Annotated in this window: 19 protein-coding genes; 15 read left to right on the top strand and 4 right to left on the bottom strand. The window is 70.2% G+C overall.

Going from position 1 to position 17,488, the window contains the following annotated elements:
- The first annotated feature begins 7 nt into the window (after positions 1 to 7).
- Complete coding sequence (locus tag AB0I81_RS45695) at positions 8 to 1,984, top strand: alpha/beta fold hydrolase (RefSeq protein ID WP_360671648.1); 1,977 nt, start codon at positions 8 to 10, stop codon at positions 1,982 to 1,984.
- Positions 1,984 to 2,772: an inositol monophosphatase family protein gene (locus tag AB0I81_RS45690; RefSeq protein ID WP_360671645.1), complete on the top strand. Its 789-nt coding sequence runs from the start codon at positions 1,984 to 1,986 to the stop codon at positions 2,770 to 2,772. The genes AB0I81_RS45695 and AB0I81_RS45690 overlap by 1 nt, the downstream gene beginning before the upstream one ends.
- A 54-nt stretch (positions 2,773 to 2,826) precedes the next feature.
- Here AB0I81_RS45690 and AB0I81_RS45685 read toward each other — a convergent pair whose 3' ends face one another.
- Positions 2,827 to 3,006: a hypothetical protein gene (locus AB0I81_RS45685; RefSeq protein WP_360671642.1), complete on the bottom strand. Its 180-nt coding sequence runs from the start codon at positions 3,004 to 3,006 to the stop codon at positions 2,827 to 2,829.
- Positions 3,007 to 3,226: 220 nt separating this feature from the next.
- Between AB0I81_RS45685 and AB0I81_RS45680 the strand changes: the two genes are divergently transcribed.
- The 4 genes from AB0I81_RS45680 (at position 3,227) to AB0I81_RS45665 (ending at position 6,716) form a co-directional block, all read left to right on the top strand.
- Positions 3,227 to 3,880 carry a response regulator transcription factor gene (locus tag AB0I81_RS45680; RefSeq protein WP_360671639.1) on the top strand — a complete coding sequence of 218 codons (654 nt, stop codon included), beginning with the start codon at positions 3,227 to 3,229 and terminating at the stop codon, positions 3,878 to 3,880.
- Positions 3,881 to 4,038: 158 nt separating this feature from the next.
- Positions 4,039 to 5,184 (top strand): HAMP domain-containing sensor histidine kinase, encoded by a 1,146-nt coding sequence (locus AB0I81_RS45675; protein ID WP_360671636.1) that lies wholly within the window; start codon positions 4,039 to 4,041, stop codon positions 5,182 to 5,184.
- Between the two features lie 322 nt (positions 5,185 to 5,506).
- Complete coding sequence (locus AB0I81_RS45670) at positions 5,507 to 5,806, top strand: DUF4193 domain-containing protein (RefSeq protein WP_049570503.1); 300 nt, start codon at positions 5,507 to 5,509, stop codon at positions 5,804 to 5,806.
- Between the two features lie 82 nt (positions 5,807 to 5,888).
- Positions 5,889 to 6,716 carry a hypothetical protein gene (locus AB0I81_RS45665; RefSeq protein WP_360671632.1) on the top strand — a complete coding sequence of 276 codons (828 nt, stop codon included), beginning with the start codon at positions 5,889 to 5,891 and terminating at the stop codon, positions 6,714 to 6,716.
- Positions 6,717 to 6,844: 128 nt separating this feature from the next.
- Here the strand turns inward: AB0I81_RS45665 and AB0I81_RS45660 are convergent, their stop codons facing one another.
- Genes AB0I81_RS45660 through paaI form a run of 3 tightly spaced genes read right to left on the bottom strand, consistent with a single transcriptional unit; the run spans position 6,845 to position 9,118 of the window.
- Positions 6,845 to 7,450, bottom strand: a complete 606-nt coding sequence (locus AB0I81_RS45660; RefSeq protein WP_360671629.1) for a TetR/AcrR family transcriptional regulator — start codon at positions 7,448 to 7,450, stop codon at positions 6,845 to 6,847.
- Positions 7,451 to 7,454: 4 nt separating this feature from the next.
- Positions 7,455 to 8,753, bottom strand: coding sequence for a phenylacetate--CoA ligase PaaK (paaK, locus tag AB0I81_RS45655; protein ID WP_360671626.1), 1,299 nt, complete (start codon positions 8,751 to 8,753; stop codon positions 7,455 to 7,457).
- Positions 8,750 to 9,118, bottom strand: a complete 369-nt coding sequence (gene paaI, locus AB0I81_RS45650; protein ID WP_360672016.1) for a hydroxyphenylacetyl-CoA thioesterase PaaI — start codon at positions 9,116 to 9,118, stop codon at positions 8,750 to 8,752. Before paaI ends, paaK begins: the two co-directional genes overlap by 4 nt.
- 98 nt (positions 9,119 to 9,216) lie before the next feature.
- On the opposite strand from paaI, the gene paaN reads away from it, so the two are divergent.
- The 9 genes from paaN to AB0I81_RS45605 are packed head-to-tail and all read left to right on the top strand — an operon-like array spanning position 9,217 to position 17,484.
- The gene (paaN, locus tag AB0I81_RS45645; RefSeq protein WP_360671623.1) at positions 9,217 to 10,863 is read left to right on the top strand and encodes a phenylacetic acid degradation protein PaaN; all 1,647 of its coding nucleotides are present in this window, start codon (positions 9,217 to 9,219) and stop codon (positions 10,861 to 10,863) included.
- Positions 10,864 to 10,897: 34 nt separating this feature from the next.
- Positions 10,898 to 11,707 carry a 3-hydroxyacyl-CoA dehydrogenase family protein gene (locus AB0I81_RS45640; protein WP_360671620.1) on the top strand — a complete coding sequence of 270 codons (810 nt, stop codon included), beginning with the start codon at positions 10,898 to 10,900 and terminating at the stop codon, positions 11,705 to 11,707.
- A complete protein-coding gene (gene paaA, locus AB0I81_RS45635) occupies positions 11,701 to 12,618 on the top strand; it encodes a 1,2-phenylacetyl-CoA epoxidase subunit PaaA (RefSeq protein WP_360671617.1) in 918 nt (305 codons plus the stop codon). Before AB0I81_RS45640 ends, paaA begins: the two co-directional genes overlap by 7 nt.
- Positions 12,615 to 12,887 (top strand): 1,2-phenylacetyl-CoA epoxidase subunit PaaB, encoded by a 273-nt coding sequence (gene paaB, locus AB0I81_RS45630; protein WP_360671614.1) that lies wholly within the window; start codon positions 12,615 to 12,617, stop codon positions 12,885 to 12,887. Before paaA ends, paaB begins: the two co-directional genes overlap by 4 nt.
- Positions 12,884 to 13,525: a 1,2-phenylacetyl-CoA epoxidase subunit PaaC gene (gene paaC / locus AB0I81_RS45625; RefSeq protein WP_360671611.1), complete on the top strand. Its 642-nt coding sequence runs from the start codon at positions 12,884 to 12,886 to the stop codon at positions 13,523 to 13,525. Before paaB ends, paaC begins: the two co-directional genes overlap by 4 nt.
- Positions 13,519 to 13,977, top strand: a complete 459-nt coding sequence (gene paaD / locus AB0I81_RS45620) for a 1,2-phenylacetyl-CoA epoxidase subunit PaaD (protein ID WP_360671608.1) — start codon at positions 13,519 to 13,521, stop codon at positions 13,975 to 13,977. The genes paaC and paaD overlap by 7 nt, the downstream gene beginning before the upstream one ends.
- Positions 13,974 to 14,984: a 2Fe-2S iron-sulfur cluster-binding protein gene (locus AB0I81_RS45615; RefSeq protein WP_360671605.1), complete on the top strand. Its 1,011-nt coding sequence runs from the start codon at positions 13,974 to 13,976 to the stop codon at positions 14,982 to 14,984. Before paaD ends, AB0I81_RS45615 begins: the two co-directional genes overlap by 4 nt.
- 14 nt (positions 14,985 to 14,998) lie before the next feature.
- A complete protein-coding gene (locus tag AB0I81_RS45610; protein WP_360671602.1) occupies positions 14,999 to 15,946 on the top strand; it encodes an MBL fold metallo-hydrolase in 948 nt (315 codons plus the stop codon).
- Positions 15,943 to 17,484 carry an FAD-dependent monooxygenase gene (locus AB0I81_RS45605; RefSeq protein WP_360671599.1) on the top strand — a complete coding sequence of 514 codons (1,542 nt, stop codon included), beginning with the start codon at positions 15,943 to 15,945 and terminating at the stop codon, positions 17,482 to 17,484. Before AB0I81_RS45610 ends, AB0I81_RS45605 begins: the two co-directional genes overlap by 4 nt.
- Positions 17,485 to 17,488: the final 4 nt, after the last annotated feature.

Below are 17,488 nucleotides of genomic sequence, written 5' to 3'. Positions count from 1 at the left end.
CGATCGGGTGAGCGCATTCAACGACATTCGTGACTATGTGGCAATCCCCAGAGTCCTCTCGCTGCGGCTGTCACCCGACGGCTCCAGACTGATCTCCACCGTCCAGTCACTCAATCCGGACGGCAAGTCGTTCGGCACCGCGCTCTGGGCCATCCCCGTGGACGGAGAGCCTTACCGGCTGACCCGCTCCGCCAAGGGCGAATCCGCCGCGATCTTCACCGCGGCGGGCGACGTGCTGTTCACCTCCGCCCGCCCCGACCCCACCGTCAAGGACTCCAGCGACGAGGTCGCCTCGTTGTGGCTGCTGCCCCGCGCGGGCGGCGAGGCCCGTCAGGTGGCCACCAGGCCCGGCGGCATCGGCGCCGTGCGCGCGGCAGGCGACGTCGTCGTGTTCTCCTCCGACGTGCTCGACGGCGAGGAGGGGAGCGAGGAGGAGCGGCGCAAGGCCCGCAAGGACGCCGGGATCAGCGCCATCCTGCACGAGGGCTACCCCGTGCGTTACTGGGACCACGACCTCGGGCCCGGCCGGCCCAGGCTGTTCGCGGCCAGGCTCGGGGAGGACCGTCTTGAGGACGTACGCGACCTGACCCCCGACGCGGGCGACGCGCTGCGCGAGGGCGGCTTCGAGCTGACCCCCGACGGCGCCACCGTGGTCACCACCTGGCGCACCTACCTGCCCAAGGGCGACTGGCGGGTCGACCTGGTGGCCATCGACGTGGCCACCGGCGAGCGGCGCGTGCTGCTGTCCGACGAGGCCCACGACTTCACCGGGCCGCTCGCGATCTCCCCCGACGGCTCCAAGGTCGCCTGCGCCCGTGACCGGCTCACCGGCCTGGACGTCTCGGCGCGCAGCGAGTTGTGGATCGCCGACCTCGCCACCGGGCAGGGCCGCTCGTACGCGCCCGACCTGTTCCCCGGCGGCGTCGAGTGGGCGCCGGACTCCTCGGCCGTCTTCCTCGTGGCCGACCACCAGGGCCGCCGCCCGATCTTCCGCGTCCCCCTGGACGGCGAGATGGTGCGGCTCACCCAGGACCACGGCGCCTACGCCGGGCTCAGCCCCTCGCCGGACGGCCGCTGGGTCTACGCCCTGCGCAGCGCCGTCGATCTCGCGCCCGCCCCGGCCAGGATCGACGCGGTCACGGGCGAGACCGCCGACCTGCCCTCGCCCGCGCCGCGCCCCGAGGTGCCCGGCACGCTCACCGAGGTCACCGCCACCGCCGACGACGGCGCCACCATCCGCGGCTGGCTCGCCCTGCCCGAGGGCGCCTCCGCCGCCGACCCCGCGCCGTTCGTGCTGTTCATCCACGGCGGCCCGGTCGCCTCCTGGAACGACTGGCAGTGGCGCTGGCAGGCGTGGATCATGGCCCAGCACGGGTACGCCGTGCTCCTGCCCGACCCCTGCCTGTCCACCGGCTACGGCCAGGAGATGATCGACCGCGGCTGGGGCAACTGGGGCCCGCGCACCCAGGCCGACCTCGACGCGATCGTGGACGAGGTGCTGACCAGGGACGACATCGACAACGAGCGCGTCGCCGCGATGGGCGGCTCGTTCGGCGGCTACATGGCCAACTGGCTCGCCGGCCACACCGACCGCTACCGGGCCATCGTCACCCACGCGTCGCTGTGGCACCTGGAGCAGTTCGGCGGCACCACCGACGCCGCCATGTACTGGCAGCGCGAGTTCGGCGAGCCCGGCGGTGAACGCTACTCGCTGCTGTCCCCGCACAACTCCCTGGACAAGATCACCACTCCGATGCTCGTCATCCACGGCGACAAGGACTACCGCGTCCCGATCGGCGAGGGGCTGAGGCTCTGGTGGGACCTGCGGCGCACCGAGGTCGACTCCAAGTTCCTGTACTTCCCCGACGAGAACCACTGGATCCTCAAGCCCGGCAACGCCGTCGCCTGGTACGAGACCGTCCTGGCCTTCCTCGGGCAGCACGTGCTCGGCCAGGAGTGGAAGCGCCCGGACTCGGTCGCCTGATGACGGACTTCCTGAGACTGGCCGAGGACATCGCCCGCGAGGCCGGCGACATGTTGCTGGCCAAGCGGCCCACGATGTCCACGGAGATCGAGACCAAGTCCAGCCCCACCGACGTGGTCACCGCGCTCGACACGGCCTCGGAGGAGCTCATCCGCGAGCGCATCCTGGCCGCCAGGCCCGGCGACCGCATCCTCGGCGAGGAGGGCGGCGAGGAGCCCGGCGACTCCGACGTGCGCTGGATCGTCGATCCGATCGACGGCACCGTCAACTTTCTGTACGGCCTGCCCGACTGGGCGGTGTCGATCGCCGTCGAGGTGAACGGCCAGGTCGTGGCCGGCGTCATCAACGTGCCGCAGCGCGGCGAGGTCTTCACGGCGGCGCTCGGCGAGGGCGCCTGGCTGGGGGCCGAGCGGCTGCGCTGCAACACCGGCGTGCCGCTGGCGCAGGCGCTGGTCTCGACGGGCTTCGGCTACTCCAAGACCCGGCGGGCGATCCAGGGTCAGGTGGTGGCCGAGGTGCTGCCGCGCGTGCGTGACATCAGGCGCGGCGGCTCGTGCGCCGTGGACCTGTGCTCGCTGGCGGCGGGGCGGGTGGACGCGTACTACGAGCGCGGCGTCAACCAGTGGGACTTCGCCGCGGCCGGGCTGGTGGCCACCGAGTCGGGGGCCAGGCTCGCCGGGCTGAACGGCAGGCCCGTCAGCCCCGAGTTCGCGCTCTGCGCGGCCGAGGGGCTGTTCGAGGAGCTGCACGACCTGCTGGCGGCGCTGAACCCGGAGCGCGACACCTGAGATGAGTTGAGGGACGAAACGGCCGGAGCCCGGGGCTCCGGCCGTTTCGCATGACTAGCGGGGCAACGGGATGCCGTGATCGTCGGCCAGGCGGCGCAGGTCCTCGATCTCGGCGGTGAGCGTGTCGGCGAGGTAGTCGTCGCCAACGCTACGAGCCTCCCGAAGGCCCTTGTAAGCCTGGTCCAGGCGGTGCTCGATCGTGGTCGTGAACTCGCCCATCTCACCTACTCTCATGGGGGTTCGATCCGTGCAAGGGGCGAAGTTTCCCCATTGCCGGACGAAGTCCGGGCAAGGGGTGTCCCGCAGGCATACCCCGGCCTGTCGCCCTCCGAAACATGAATTTCTCGCCGGTCACCCTCACCGTTCGGTCACCAACGCCTGAACATGCCTTACCGTGCGCTTATCGAGCCTGTGGGCAGAATGAGTGCCCAGAATCGGAGAGAGGTGTACCGGCGTGCGAGTGCTGGTTGTAGAGGATGAGAGGGTGCTCGCCGACGCGATCGCGACCGGGCTGCGCCGCGAGGCCATGGCGGTCGACGTCGCCTACGACGGCGGGGGCGCACTCGAACGGACCTCCTACATCGACTACGACGTGATCGTGCTGGACCGCGACCTGCCGGTCGTGCACGGGGACGAGGTGTGCCGCCGCCTGGTGGAGCAGCGCACGGCCTCGCGGATCCTCATGCTGACCGCCTCGGGCGACGTGGACGACAAGGTGGAGGGGCTGGGCCTGGGGGCCGACGACTACCTGGCCAAGCCGTTCGTGTTCATCGAACTGGTCGCCCGGGTCCGCGCGCTCGGCCGCCGCTCCGCCCCCGCCCTGCCGCCCGTGCTGGACCGGGCCGGGATCCGGCTCGACCCGGGCAAGCGGCTGGTGGAGCGCGACGGCAAGGAGATCGTGCTGACCAAGAAGGAGTTCGCGGTCCTTGAGGAGCTGATGCGGGCGGAAGGGGCCGTGGTCAGCCAGGAGGACCTGCTGGACAAGGCCTGGGACGAGAACATCGATCCCTTCACGAACGTGGTCCGCGTGACCATGATGACGCTGCGTAAGAAGCTGGGCGAGCCTCAGGTGATCGAGACTGTGCCCGGGGTTGGGTACAAATTGTGACCGAAAGGCCAGAACGCGAAGCGGGCCCGACGCATCCGATGATCAGCCCGCATTCGGCCAGGAAGGCGACGCGCGTGCAGGAAGCGTCCCCGCCTGCGGGGCGGCCGGTATGGGACGGCCCGCCCCCGCCGGGGCACAGACCGGTTCCGCGATCCACTATGGATCGTGTGAAGGACCTACCGGCCAAAGTCAGCATCAGGTGGCGCCTGACGCTCACCTACGGCGCGCTGGTGTTCGCGGCGGCGGCCGTGTTGCTGTTCTCGGTCTACGCCATCGTTGGCAACGCCATCAACCAGGCCTGGCCGCGCATTGAGACCAACTTTCCGCCCGCCTACGATGCCCAGTTCCAGGAGATCATGGGCACTTTCCAGAAGGCGGCGGTGCAGGACGCCAGGGATGCCCTGCTCACCAGCTCTCTGATGGCACTGGTCGGAGTGGGGATCCTTTCACTGATCATCGGCTACTTCGTGGCCGACAGAGCGCTCAAGCCCGTGGCCCAGATGACCGTGACGGCGCGCAAGCTCTCGGAGAGCACGCTCGCCCACCAGCGCATCGCCCTGGAAGGCCCCAATGACGAGCTTAAAGAGCTGGCCGACACCTTCGACGCCATGCTCACCCGCCTCAACGTAGCCTTCGACACCCAGCGCAGGTTCGTCGCCAACGCCTCCCACGAACTACGCACCCCCCTCACCATCAACAGGACGGTCCTGGAGATCGCTCTGTCCGATCCTCAGGCGTCGGAGGACCTCAAAGCGCTCGGCCGTACCCTCCTTGAGGTCAACGCGCGCAACGAGAAGCTCATCGAGGGATTGTTGCTGCTCGCCAGGAGCGAACGCGAGCTCGCCGTGCGCAAACCCGTGGATGTGATGGAGGTCGCTCAGACGGCCGTGGAACAGGTCACGCCGTTCGCCGACGAACACGGGGTAACCGTCTCCACCGAACTGGTCAGCGCGCCTACCATAGGCGATCCGGTGCTCTTGGAGCGCTCGGTCAGCAACCTGCTTGAGAACGCCGTGAAGTACAACATTCCCGAAAACGGAAAAGTCTGGATCCGTACGGGAATGGCGGACGGTGGCTTGGTTGTTCAGGTGGCCAACACGGGGCAGCACGTCCCGGCGTACGAGGTGAACAGTCTGTTCGAGCCCTTCAGGAGGCTCCATGCGGATCGCGTGGAATCGGCCAAGGGATCGGGCCTGGGACTGTCCATCGTCCGTGCGGTGGTGCAGGCGCACGGCGGGAACGTGACCGCCGTGCCACGTGATGGTGGAGGGCTTGTCGTGACCATTCAGCTTCCCAGGCGCTGACCGAGAGTGGCGGTTCGGCGCGTTCGTCCGCGTGTTGCTGCGCGTGTTGACGCACGGGGGGCGTCTCATTCACGCCGTACATGTGGTTGGATGTGCCGTCGAACACGGTGGTGCATGACGCCAAGGCTGTGGGTTTCGCCATATTTGGCTAACCATTGCCATCGGCAGCAGGCCCTGACGTGTTGGGAGGTTCGTTGTCCGTTTCCCCGGGGTACCGATGGGAAATCTCCCCGACGGAACGGGCACAAGATGAGCCTCCCGGACGTTAGAAGACGCGCGATGAGCGCGAAGACATATAGATGAGGGGGATGGAGTAAGCACAATGGCTACCGACTACGACAGCCCGCGCAAGACAGATGACGACCTGGGGGAGGACAGTCTCCAGGAACTCCAGGCGCGGCGCACCGACAAGTCGTCTGGCAGCATCGACATCGATGAGACCGATCTGGCCGAGTCGCTCGAACTGCCCGGTGCGGACCTGTCGAACGAAGAGCTGTCCCTGCGGGTGATTCCTCGTCAGGCCGACGAGTTCACCTGCGCGCGCTGCTTCCTGGTGCACCACCGCAGCCAGCTGGCCTCCGAGAAGAACGGTCAGCAGGTCTGCCGGGAGTGCGCCGCCTGACTTCTGGAGCGAAGGAGCTCAGGGGTCGAGGGCGAGTGACGAACCCTGAGCGGTCGCGACCAAGAGACACGGAGGCAAACGCGTGGCCGAACCTGAGAAAGACCAGCAACCAGGCAGTGAGATCGCCGACCCCGAACGTGAGGTCGGCGAACTCGTAGGCAGGCTCACCGATTCCGATGAGCTGGAGCCGGCCGAGCGGCGCAGGCTGCTCGGCCGACTAGCCCGGGCGTTGTCCGCCGGGGCGAAGCGGGCACGCGAAACCGGCGCCGGCCGGGGACGCTGGCTGGCCGACGTCTTCCTCAACATCGCGCCGCGCATCCCGATCCGGGATCTGCACACCCTTGCCGAGCATCATCATGGCCTGACCGGCGAAGAGCTCGCCGACGACCTGGTGCGCACCGCCCAGAAGGCCACGATGACGGTCGGCGCCATCGGCGGAGCACTTGCCGCGGCGGAGTTCGCCGCGCCACCCCTCCTGCTCTCCGCCCCCGCACAACTCGTCGCCGAGACCATCGTCGTCGCCGCCATCGAGGTCAAGCTGCTGGCCGAACTGCACGAGGTCTATGGCGTACGCGTCCAGGGCTCCGGCACCCAGCGCGCGGTCGCCTTCACCGCGGCCTGGGCCAAACAACGCGGCATCGACCCGCTCGCGCCCGCGTCCGTCTCCCTGGCGCTCGGCGCGGCCACCAAGACGGCCCTGCGCAACCGTCTCATGCGTACCCTCGGCCGCCACCTGACCACGTTCGGGCCGTTCCTGACCGGCGCCGTCGCCGGTGGGGCGCTCAACCGCATGGCCACCAAGAAGCTGGGCGAGGCCGTCCGCAACGACCTGCGCGTCAAGCGCCCGCTGGACCCCGGGCCGCAGCGTGCCGTCGCCGAGCGGCAGACACGCGACGAACTGGACCCCTGAGCAACCTCAAGCGCCAGACACGCGACGAACTGGACCCCTGAGCAACCTCAAGCGCCAGACACGCGACGAACCGGACCCCTGAGCAGCCTCAAGCGGCAGGAACGTGGAACGTGGACCTCTGAGGAGCCTCAGGCCGCGTCCGCGCGCAGGCCGTTGAAGGTGATCTTGAGTAGCGCGTCCGCCAGGTCGTCGGCCGAGGCGCCGCGCGCCGGCTGGTACCACTCGGTGATCGAGTTCACCGTGCCGAACAGCAGCCGCGTCACCAGCGCCGGGTCCACGTCCGCCCGGATGCTGCCATCCACCGCCGCCTCCTTGACCAGGCTGCTGACGAACCGGTCGAACTCCCTGCGCCGCTCCAGCGCCGCCTGCTCGGTCGCGCTGTTGCCGCGCACCCGCAGCAACAGCGTCACGTACGGCAGGCGGTCGACCAGGATGCGCACGCTCTGCCGCAGCACCCATTCCAGGCGGTCGATGGCCACCCCCCTGGCGGCCCGCTCGTCGGCCACCATCTCGAACAGCCCGTCCAGCGCCCGGTCCAGCGCCCGGCCGAGGAGCTGCTCCTTGCCCGGCACGTGGTAGTAGATGGCCGACTTGGTGACGCCGAGCGCCCTGGCCAGGTCCTCCATGCTCGTCCCGTCGTAGCCGCGCTCGTTGAACACGCCCACGGCGATGGAGAGCACGGACTCGGGATCGTGCCCGCGCCTGCGCTGACGGGTGGGATTCGAGGTGGCCATATCCCTAATTATCCCGCTTGTCGATGACTCGTTTGAGCTTGCCCACCGACCGCTCCAGCGTCTCCGGATCCACGACCTCGACCTCGACGCTCACGCCGACCCCGTCCTTGACCGCCCTGCGCAGAATCTGACCGGCATCCGTACGCCCGGCGTCGAACCCGGGCCGCGCCTCGACCTTGACGGTCATCACGTCGAGCCGGTCCGGGCGGGTCAGGTGCAGCTGGAAGTGCGGCGACAGGCCGTCGATGGCCAGCACGAGCTCCTCGATCTGGGTCGGGAACACGTTCACGCCCCGCAGGATGATCATGTCGTCCGTGCGGCCCGTCACCTTCTCCATGCGGCGGAAGGCGGGCCTGGCGGTGCCCGGCAGCAGCCGGGTCAGGTCGCGCGTGCGGTAACGGATGACCGGCATGGCCTCCTTGGTGAGACTGGTGAAGACGAGTTCGCCCTCATCCGCCGGCTCGCCGGTGAACGGGTCGACGGTCTCGGGGTAGAAGTGGTCCTCCCAGATGTGCAGCCCGTCCTTGGTCTCGACACACTCGTTGGCCACGCCGGGCCCCATCACCTCCGACAGACCGTAGATGTCCACGGCGTGCAGGTCGAAGCGCTCCTCGATCTCCACGCGCATCTTCTCGGTCCACGGCTCCGCGCCGAAGATCCCGATCCGCACGGACGACGCGCGCGGATCCAGCCCCTGGGCGGCGAACTCGTCCAGCAAGGCCAGCATGTACGACGGCGTCACCATGACGATGTCAGGCCGGAAGTCCTCGATGAGCCGCACCTGCCGCGGCGTCATGCCGCCCGAGATGGGCACCACGGTGCAGCCCAGCCGCTCGGCCCCGTAGTGGGCGCCCAGGCCGCCGGTGAACAGCCCGTACCCGTAGATCACGTGCACGAGATCGCCGGGGCGGCCCCCCGAGGCGCGGATCGAACGGGCCATGACCTCGGCCCACACGTCGATGTCGTTCTTCGTGTAACCCACCACGGTCGGGCGGCCCGTGGTGCCGCTGGAGGCGTGGATCCTGGCCACCTGCTCGCGCGGCACCGCGAACATGCCGAAGGGGTAGGACTCGCGCAGGTCCTGCTTGGTGGTGAAGGGGAACTTCGCCAGGTCGCCGAGCTCCTTGCAGTCGCCCGGATGCACTCCCACCTGATCGAATTTTTCCCGATAAATCGGGACGTTTTGGTACGCGTGGGCAAGGGTCCGCTGCAGGCGTTCAAGCTGGAGCGCCATGAGCTCGTCACGGGACACGCGCTCGATCGCGTCGAGCGCGTGCGATGCGGGGGGATCTCCGAATTTCACCTTAACTCCCGGCTTCGGCCGCGGAACTCCGCGACCACCTGACCGTCCGACCGTCGCACGGTGACATCACAGATGCCGCTGCGGCCGTAGCGGGTGCGCTCGAACGCCTCGGCCACCAGCACGTCACCCTTACTGGCGGGCGACACGAATGTCACCTCCGCGCCGGCCGCCACCGTGACGGGTCCATGGGTGTTGCACGCGCACGCGAACGCCGTGTCGGCCAGCAGGAACACGTATCCACCGTGACACAGGTCGTGGCCGTTGATCATCTGTTCGGTCACGGTCATACGGCACAGCGCGCGGCCTTCGCCCAGCTCCGTCAGCTCGATGCCGAGGGCGGCGGAGGCGGTGTCGGCGTCCATCATGCGACGCGCGCTCTCCAACGCAAGTCTCCCTTGTCAACTGACCGAATGTTCGGTAAACAAATCATCGTCTGGACTTCCCTGTCAAGAGGGTGAACCACATGTTCGAGCAGCACCGCGACACTCTGGCCAAAGCGCGACAAGCCATCGCCGAGCGCGGCTACTGGAGCGCCTACCCCGAGTCACCGAGCCCGCGCGTCTATGGCGAGGGGGCGGCGGAACGGGGCAAGGAGGCGTTCGAGTCCTATCTCGGCAAACCGTTCCCCCTCGACCAGCAGGGCACCGGGTCGTGGATCGGGGCCGAGCGCTCGCCGTACGGGATCGACCTGGGGGTCAGCTACCCGCAGCCCATGGTCGAAGACCTGATCGCGGCCGCGAAGGCGGCCATTCCGGCGTGGCGGGACGCGGGGCCGGAGTCGCGCGCGCTGGCCTGCGCCGAGATCGTGCACCGGATCAACCAGCGTAGCTTCGAGATCGCCAACGCGGTGCAGCACACGACCGGGCAGGCGTTCGTCATGGCCTTCCAGGCCGGTGGGCCGCACGCGCAGGACCGCGCGCTGGAGGCCATCGCCTACGGCCTGACCGCCATGACCTCCTCGGCCGCCACGGCCCGCTGGGAGAAGCCCGCCAAGGGTGACCCGCTGGTCATGGACAAGCGCTTCACCGTTGTGCCCAGGGGCGTCGCGCTGGTGATCGGCTGCAACACGTTCCCGACCTGGAACGCCTACCCGGGGCTGTTCGCCTCGCTGGTCACCGGCAACCCGGTGATCGTCAAGCCGCATCCGCAGGCCGTGCTGCCGCTGGCGATCACCGTGCAGATCGCCCGCGAGGTGTTGTCGGAGGCCGGTTTCGACCCGGCGCTGGTGTCGCTGGCCGTTGAGGAGGGCAGGGGGCTGGCCAAGACGCTGGCCACCCACCCCGACATCCGCGTCATCGACTTCACCGGCTCCACCGAGTTCGGCGACTGGCTGGAGGCCAATGCCCGCCAGGCGCTCGTGCACACGGAGAAGGCCGGGGTCAACACGATCGTGGTCGACTCCACCGACTCCTGGCGCGGCATGCTCGGCAACCTGGCGTTCTCGTTGTCGCTCTACAGCGGCCAGATGTGCACCGCGCCGCAGAATCTGCTCGTTCCGGCCGGCGGCATCGACACCGACGAGGGGCACAAGAGTTTCGACGAGTTCGCCGCGGGGCTGGCCGCCGCGGTCGGCAAGCTGCTCGGCGACGACGCCCGCGCGGTCGAGCTGACCGGGGCCATCGTCAACCCCGACGTGCTGGCCCGGGTGGAGTCGGCCGGCTCGCTGGGTGAGGTGGTGCTGGAGTCGCGGACGCTGAAGCATCCGGCCTTCCCCGACGCCGTCACCCGCACGCCGGTGATCGTCAAGGTCGCCCCCGAGCGCGACGACGTCTACGGGCACGAGCACTTCGGCCCGATCGCGTTCGTCATTCCCACGGGCTCCACCGCCGACAGCCTCGACGTGCTGCGGCGCACCATCCAGGCGCGGGGCGCGCTGACCGCCGCCGCGTACTCGACCTTCCCCGAGGTGCTCGACCAGGCCGAACGGGCCGCGCTCGACGCGGGCGTCAACCTGTCGTGCAACCTGACCGGAGGGATCTTCGTCAATCAGTCGGCCGCGTTCAGCGACTACCACGGCACCGGCGCCAACCCGGCCGCCACGGCCTCGCTGACCGATCCCGGCTATGTGGCGGGCCGCTTCCACGTGGTGCAGTCCAGGCGTCCGGCATGAGCTTAGAAAGGCACATGAGCTTGGGGAGGCAGTTGTGAGGGTGGCGGTCATCGGCGGCGGGCGCATGGGCGCCGGGATCGCGCAGGTGTTCCTGGCCAGGGGCGATCGCGTGACCGTGCAGGAGCCCCAGGCCGAGGCCGCCAGGTGGCGCATCGCCGAGGGGCTGGCCATCGCCGAGTCCAAGGGCGTCGCGGACAAGGACGCGGCGCTGGCCAGGCTGACCATGGCGGAGGTGCCCGGCGACGCCGAGCTGGTGGTCGAGGCGGTGCCGGAGGACGCGGCGCTGAAGGTCCGCGTGCTGGCCGGGGCCGAGGCGAGGGTGTCGCGGGACGCGCTGCTGGCCACCAACACCAGTTCGTTGTCCATCGGCGAGCTGGCCGCCGCCCTGGAGCGCCCGGAGCGCCTCATCGGGCTGCACTTCTTCAACCCGGTTCCGGTTCAGCGCCTGGTCGAGATCGTGGTAACCAAGGCCACGCCCGCGGCGGTGCTGGAGCGGGCCAGGGCGGTCGTGGCGGGCATCGGCAAGACGAGCGTGGTTGTCAACGACTCGCCCGGGTTCGCCACGAGCCGGCTGGGCGTGCTGCTCGGGCTGGAGGCCGTACGCATGGTGGAGGAGGGCGTGGCCGCCGCCGAGGACATCGACACGGCCATGGCGCTCGGCTACGGCCACCCGATGGGGCCGCTGAAGCTGAGCGACCTGGTCGGGCTCGACGTGCGGCTGGCCATCGCCGAATACCTGCACACCAGGCTCGGACCCCGGTTCGAGCCGCCCCGGCTGCTGCGCGACAAGGTCGCGGCCGGGGAGTTGGGCCGCAAGAGCGGGAAGGGGTTCTACGAGTGGTGACATTCGAGGCGCTGATCGAGGCGGACGAGCGGGTCGAGCCGCGCGACGACATGCCCGACGCCTACCGCAAGACCCTGATCAGGCAGATCGCCCAGCACGCGCACTCCGAGATCATCGGGATGCAGCCGGAGGGGGTCTGGATCGCGCGGGCGCCCAGCCTCAAGCGCAAGGCCATCCTGCTGGCCAAGGTGCAGGACGAGGCGGGACACGGCCTCTACCTGTACGGCGCCGCCGAGACGCTCGGCGCCGACCGCGGCGACCTGCTCGACGCCCTGCACGAGGGCCGCCAGCGCTACTCCTCGATCTTCAACTACCCCACGCCCACCTGGGCGGACGTAGGCGCGATCGGCTGGCTCGTGGACGGCGCGGCCATCGTCAACCAGGTGCCGCTGTGCCGCTGCTCCTACGGCCCGTACGCGCGCGCCATGGTCCGCATCTGCAAGGAGGAGAGCTTCCACCAGCGGCAGGGCTTCGAGCTGCTGCACACCCTCGCCCACGGCACCGGGGCCCAGCGGAGGATGGCCCAGGAGGCGGTGGACCGGTGGTATTGGCCGTCGCTGATGATGTTCGGCCCGCCGGACGAGGAGTCCACCCACTCGGCCAGGTCGATGGCCTGGAAGATCAAGCGGCACTCCAACGACGACCTGCGCCAGCGCTTCATCGACATGGTGGTGCCCCAGTCGGAGGTGCTCGGCCTCACCCTGCCCGACCCCGAGCTGCGCTGGAACGCCGGACGCGGCCACTACGACCACGGCGAGATCGACTGGTCGGAGTTCCGGCGGGTGCTGGCGGGCGACGGGCCCTGCAACGCCGAGCGGCTGGCCCACCGCCGCAGAGCTCACGAGGAGGGCGCCTGGGTACGGGAGGCGGCCGCCGCCTACGCAGCCCGGGAGGAGGGCGAAAAGTCATGATTTTGTGGGAAGTGTTCGTCAGGCCCAGGCGCGGCCTGTCCCACGTGCACGCCGGCAGCCTGCACGCCCCCGACGCCGAGCTGGCCCTGCGCCACGCCCGCGACCTGTTCACCCGCCGCCAGGAGGGCGTGAGCATCTGGGTCGTGCCCGCCGCGCGGATCACCGCCTCCTCGCCGGACGAGAAGGACGCCTTCTTCGACCCGGCGGGCGACAAGCCGTACCGGCATCCCACCTTCTACGAGCTGCCGGAAGGGGTGAAGCACCTGTGATCGACGCACTGGAGATCGGCGACGACTGCCTGGTGTTGTCGCAGCGGCTGGCCGCGCAGGTCACCAGGGCGCCGACCCTGGAGGAGGACATCGCGCTGGCCAACCTCAGCCTCGACCTGCTCGGCCAGGCCCGCGCGCTGCTGTCCAGGGTCGGCGACGAGGACGAGCTGGCCTACCGGCGCGGCCCGGCCGAATACCGCAACTGCCTGCTGGTCGAGCAGCCGGACGCCGACTTCGCGCACACCGTCGTCAGGCACCTGCTGTACTCGACCTTCCTGCACGCCCTGTACGCCGATCACCCGGACGACGACGTGGCCGCCAAGGGGATCAAGGAGCTGGCCTACCACCGCGACTACGCGGGCCTGTGGGCGGTCCGGCTGGGGCGGGGCACGCAGGAGAGCGGGCGGCGCATGGTCGCGGCCCTGGCGGCGCTGTGGCCGTACACAGGGGAGATCTTCGCCGTGCGGCCGGAGACCGAAGAACGGGTCGGACAGGTGCTGCGGCAGGCGGGGTTGCAAGCACCGCACGGCGTGCCGCAGCGGGACGGCGGGCGCAGGGGTGAGCACACCGAGCACCTGACCGGACTGCTGGACGAACTGCAGTGCCTGCACCGCGAGCACCTGGGGGCCAGATGGTGACCCTGGAGGAGGCCAGGGCCGTGGCGGCGGCCGTGCCGGATCCGGAGCTGCCCATGGTGACGCTGGGCGACCTCGGCATCCTGCGGGAGGTGCGGCACGCGCCCGGCGGCGGGATCGAGGTGGTGATCACGCCGACGTACTCCGGCTGCCCCGCCATGGACGCCATCCGCGACGACCTGCGCCGCGCCCTGCCCGGCGCCGTCGTCACGACCGTGCTGTCACCCCCCTGGACCACCGACTGGATCACCGAGGAGGGGCGCGGCAAACTGCGCGAGCACGGCATCTCGCCGCCGGGCAGGGCCGCCGCCGTACCCGTGACGCTGGGCGTGCGCTGCCCGCAGTGCGGCTCGCCCGGCACCCGCCTGGTCAGCAGGTACGGCTCCACCGCCTGCAAGGCCCACTACGCCTGCTCCGACTGCCTCGAACCGTTCGAACACCTGAAGGAACTTTGAGCCGCTTCCATCCGCTGACCGTGGCAGCCGTGGACCGGCTGACCGACGACGCCGTGGCCGTGACGTTCGCCGAGCGCCTGCCGTTCGTGCAGGGCCAGCACCTGACCGTGCGGGCCCGGCCATCCGGAGAGGAGGTGCGGCGCAGCTACTCGATCTGCTCACCGGCGGGCGGCCCGCTCAGGATCGGCGTCAAGCGGCTGCCGGGCGGCGCGTTCAGCGAGTACGCCAACGCCGAGCTGCAGCCCGGAGACGTGATCGAGGCCCTGCCGCCGCTCGGCCGCTTCCACACCCCGCTCCGCCCCGGCCTGGCGCGCCACCACCTGGCCGTGGCCGCCGGCAGCGGCATCACGCCGGTCCTGTCGATCCTGGCCACCACGCTGGCCGCCGAGCCGCGCAGCAGGTTCTCCCTCGTCTATGGCAACAGGACCGCGCGCGAGGTGATGTTCGCCGAGGAGCTGGCCGACCTCAAGGACCGCTACGGCCCCCGGCTCAACCTGCTGCACGTCCTGAGCAGGGAGCCGCAGGAGGCGCCGATCGCCTCGGGCCGGATCGACCTGGCCAGGCTGCTGCCGATCCTCGGACCGGCCGACCACTACTACCTGTGCGGCCCGATCGGCCTGGTGGAGTCGGCCAGGCAGGCGCTGGGCGAGGTCGGCCGGGGGCGCGTCCACTACGAGCTGTTCTACGCCGGTGAGCCGCCCGCTCAGGCGCGTGCGGACACCTCGTCGGAGGGCACGGCGCTGACGTTCACGCTTGACGGCCGCACCACCGAGGCGAGGATGAGGGGTGGCGAGAGTGTGCTGGCCGCCGCCCTGCGGGCCCGCCCCGACGCCCCGTACGCCTGCCGCGGCGGCGTCTGCGGCACCTGCCGGGTGCGGCTGGTCTCGGGTGAGGTGGGCATGGAGCAGAACTACGCGCTGGAGCGAGAAGAGCTGGCGGCGGGGTATGTCCTGGCCTGTCAGAGCCGCCCCGTGACGCCGCGGGTGCGCGTCGACTTCGACGCTTGAGCAGAGGAGCAGCGATGGCCAAACCGTTCGCCTCATCGGCCGATCTCGGCGAGAAGAAGCAGTCCCTGGAGGTGCTCGCGCCAGGTGTGTACGCGCTCACCGCCGAGGGCGACCCGAACGTGGGCGCGATCGAGGGCGAGGACTTCCTCGTCTGTTTCGAGGCGCTGGCCACGCCGGTGGCCGCCCGCGCGTGGCTGGCCAGGCTGCGCGAGCACACCGGCAAGCCGATCAGGTACCTGGTGCTGTCGCACTACCACGCGGTCAGGGTGCTGGGGGCCTCGGCGTTCGGCGCGGAGGTGATCGTGACGCACGAGAAGACCCGCGACCTGATCGCCGAGCGCGGCGAGCAGGACTGGGCCAGCGAGTACGCCAGAATGCCCCGCCTGTTCCAGGACCCCGCCTCGATCCCCGGCCTGACCTGGCCGACGGCCACCTTCAGCGACCGCTTCACCATCGACCTGGGCGGCGGGCGCGGCGACCTCGTCCTGCAACACTGCGGGCGCGGCCACACCGAGGGCGACCTGGTGGCCTGGCTGCCTGAGCGGCGGATCCTGTTCGCCGGCGACCTGGTCGAGTCGCAGGCCGCCCTCTACACCGGCGACGCCTTCCACCGCGACTGGGCCTCCTCGACGCTCGACGCGGTGGCCTCGTTCGGGGCCGGGACGCTGGTCGGCGGCAGGGGCGCGGTGGCCGTGGGCAAGGAGGGCGTGGCGGCGGCCATCGGGCAGACGCGCGACTTCCTTGAGGTGATGCTGCGCGAGGTCGGGGCCTCGGGAACGCTGAAGGAGGCGTTCGAGCGCGCGCACCGGGCACTCGAACCGCGGTTCGGCCGCTGGCCGATCTTCGAGCACTGCATGCCGTTCAACGTCTCCAGGCTCTGGGACGAACTGCACGGCGTCGAACGGCCGAAGATCTGGACCGCCGAGCGCGACCGCCAGGTGTGGGACGAGCTGCAAGGATGAACGAGCCGCAGGTGATCGTGATCGGGGCGGGCCCCGTGGGGCAGAGCGCCGCGCTGCTGCTGGCCCGCTGGGGCGTCCAGGTGCTGGTGCTGGACCAGCGGCCGTGCCGGGGGACCGGCGGGTCGAGGTCCATCTGCCAGCAGCGCGACGTGCTCGACATCTGGGCCGCCGCGGGCGCGGGCAAGGTGGCCGAGGAGGGCCTGGCCTGGACGACCGCGCGCACCTACTACCGCGACCGCGAGCTGATCTCCTGGACGTTCGAGCGCGAGGGGCCGCTGCCGCCGTGCGTGAACATCTCCCAGGCCCGCACCGAGCAGATACTCGACGAGGTGATCGCGGCCCAGCCGCTCATCGAGGTGCGCTGGGACCACGAGGTCACCGGCCTGTCCCAGGACGACTCCGGGGTGAGCGTGCGCTGCGGCCAGCGGCGGTTCCGGGCGCCGTACGTGCTGGTGTGCGCGGGCGCCAGGGCCCAGGAGGTACGGAGCTCGCTGGGCGTGTCGTTCTCCGGAGAGACGTTCGACGACCAGTTCCTGATCTGCGACATCAGGGCCGACCTGCCCGGATGGGAGGACGAGCGGCGCTTCTACTTCGACCCGGTCTGGAACCCTGGCCGTCAGGTGCTCATCCATCCGTGTCCCGGGGGCGCCTACCGGGTGGACTGGCAGATCGCGCCGGACTTCATCCCGACCGGCGTGGACATCGCGCGCAAGATCCGGCAGATCATCGGGGACCGGCCGTACGAGCTGCTGTGGCACAGCACCTACCGCTTCCACTCGCGCATCGCCTCCCGCATGCGCGTGGGCCGGGTCCTGCTGGCGGGCGACTGCGCCCATCTGGTGGCCCCTTTCGGGGCGCGCGGGCTCAACTCGGGCGTGCCCGACGCCGAGAACGCGGCCTGGAAGCTGGCCTTCGTGCTCAACGGCTGGGCGGGGCCCGACCTGCTGGAGTCCTACCACGTGGAGCGGCACGCGGCGGCCCTGGAGAACCTGGAGGTCACCGCCGCCACCATGCGCTTCCTCGCGCCCAGGAGCGTGGAGGAGCGGATGAACAGGCGGGCCGTGCTGGAGGGCGGGCGGGTGGCCGAGGTGGACTCGGGGCGCTTCGCCGAGCCGTTCTGGTACGTGGACTCGCCGCTCACCACGCCCGAGCCGTCGCGCCCGTTCTCCGGCCGGCCGCCGAAGGGGGCGCTGTGCCCGCCCGCGCCCGGCGTGATCCTGCCCGACGTGCTGCTGCCGGGGGGCAGATTGCGGGAGTTCGCGCGGGACGGATTCCTCGTACTGCTGGGCGATATGTGCGATTCGCGTTTGTTTGCGCAGGTCTTGGGCAAGGTCACTACGGCGCCGCTCGCCGTACGCGGGCTCGCGGAGATGGATGGAACTGGCTCGCTCGCTGAGAGGCTCGGCGCCGGGCCGGATGAGGCATGGCTCATCAGGCCCGATTCCCACATCGCCGCGATCATCCCCCATGCGGGGCCGGAGTCGGTGGTGGCCGCTGTTAGCCGTGCGCTCTGCGGCTTTCCCGACATGACCCCATAGGAGG

The organism is Nonomuraea sp. NPDC050404, assembly GCF_040655495.1.
Lineage (GTDB): Bacteria > Actinomycetota > Actinomycetes > Streptosporangiales > Streptosporangiaceae > Nonomuraea.
Note: the sequence above shows the minus strand (reverse complement) of the source record. Positions and strands in the feature narration are given on the sequence as shown.

What these genes read in the sequence shown, in the direction of transcription:
- AB0I81_RS45690 (WP_360671645.1), top strand. Translation starts at nt 1,984, where the DNA reads ATGACGGACTTCCTGAGACTGGCCGAGGACATCGCCCGCGAGGCCGGC.
- AB0I81_RS45685 (WP_360671642.1), bottom strand. Translation starts at nt 3,006, where the DNA reads ATGAGAGTAGGTGAGATGGGCGAGTTCACGACCACGATCGAGCACCGC.
- AB0I81_RS45675 (WP_360671636.1), top strand. Translation starts at nt 4,039, where the DNA reads ATGGATCGTGTGAAGGACCTACCGGCCAAAGTCAGCATCAGGTGGCGC.
- AB0I81_RS45670 (WP_049570503.1), top strand. Translation starts at nt 5,507, where the DNA reads ATGGCTACCGACTACGACAGCCCGCGCAAGACAGATGACGACCTGGGG.
- AB0I81_RS45660 (WP_360671629.1), bottom strand. Translation starts at nt 7,450, where the DNA reads ATGGCCACCTCGAATCCCACCCGTCAGCGCAGGCGCGGGCACGATCCC.
- paaI (WP_360672016.1), bottom strand. Translation starts at nt 9,118, where the DNA reads ATGATGGACGCCGACACCGCCTCCGCCGCCCTCGGCATCGAGCTGACG.
- paaN (WP_360671623.1), top strand. Translation starts at nt 9,217, where the DNA reads ATGTTCGAGCAGCACCGCGACACTCTGGCCAAAGCGCGACAAGCCATC.
- paaB (WP_360671614.1), top strand. Translation starts at nt 12,615, where the DNA reads ATGATTTTGTGGGAAGTGTTCGTCAGGCCCAGGCGCGGCCTGTCCCAC.
- paaD (WP_360671608.1), top strand. Translation starts at nt 13,519, where the DNA reads ATGGTGACCCTGGAGGAGGCCAGGGCCGTGGCGGCGGCCGTGCCGGAT.
- AB0I81_RS45610 (WP_360671602.1), top strand. Translation starts at nt 14,999, where the DNA reads ATGGCCAAACCGTTCGCCTCATCGGCCGATCTCGGCGAGAAGAAGCAG.
- AB0I81_RS45605 (WP_360671599.1), top strand. Translation starts at nt 15,943, where the DNA reads ATGAACGAGCCGCAGGTGATCGTGATCGGGGCGGGCCCCGTGGGGCAG.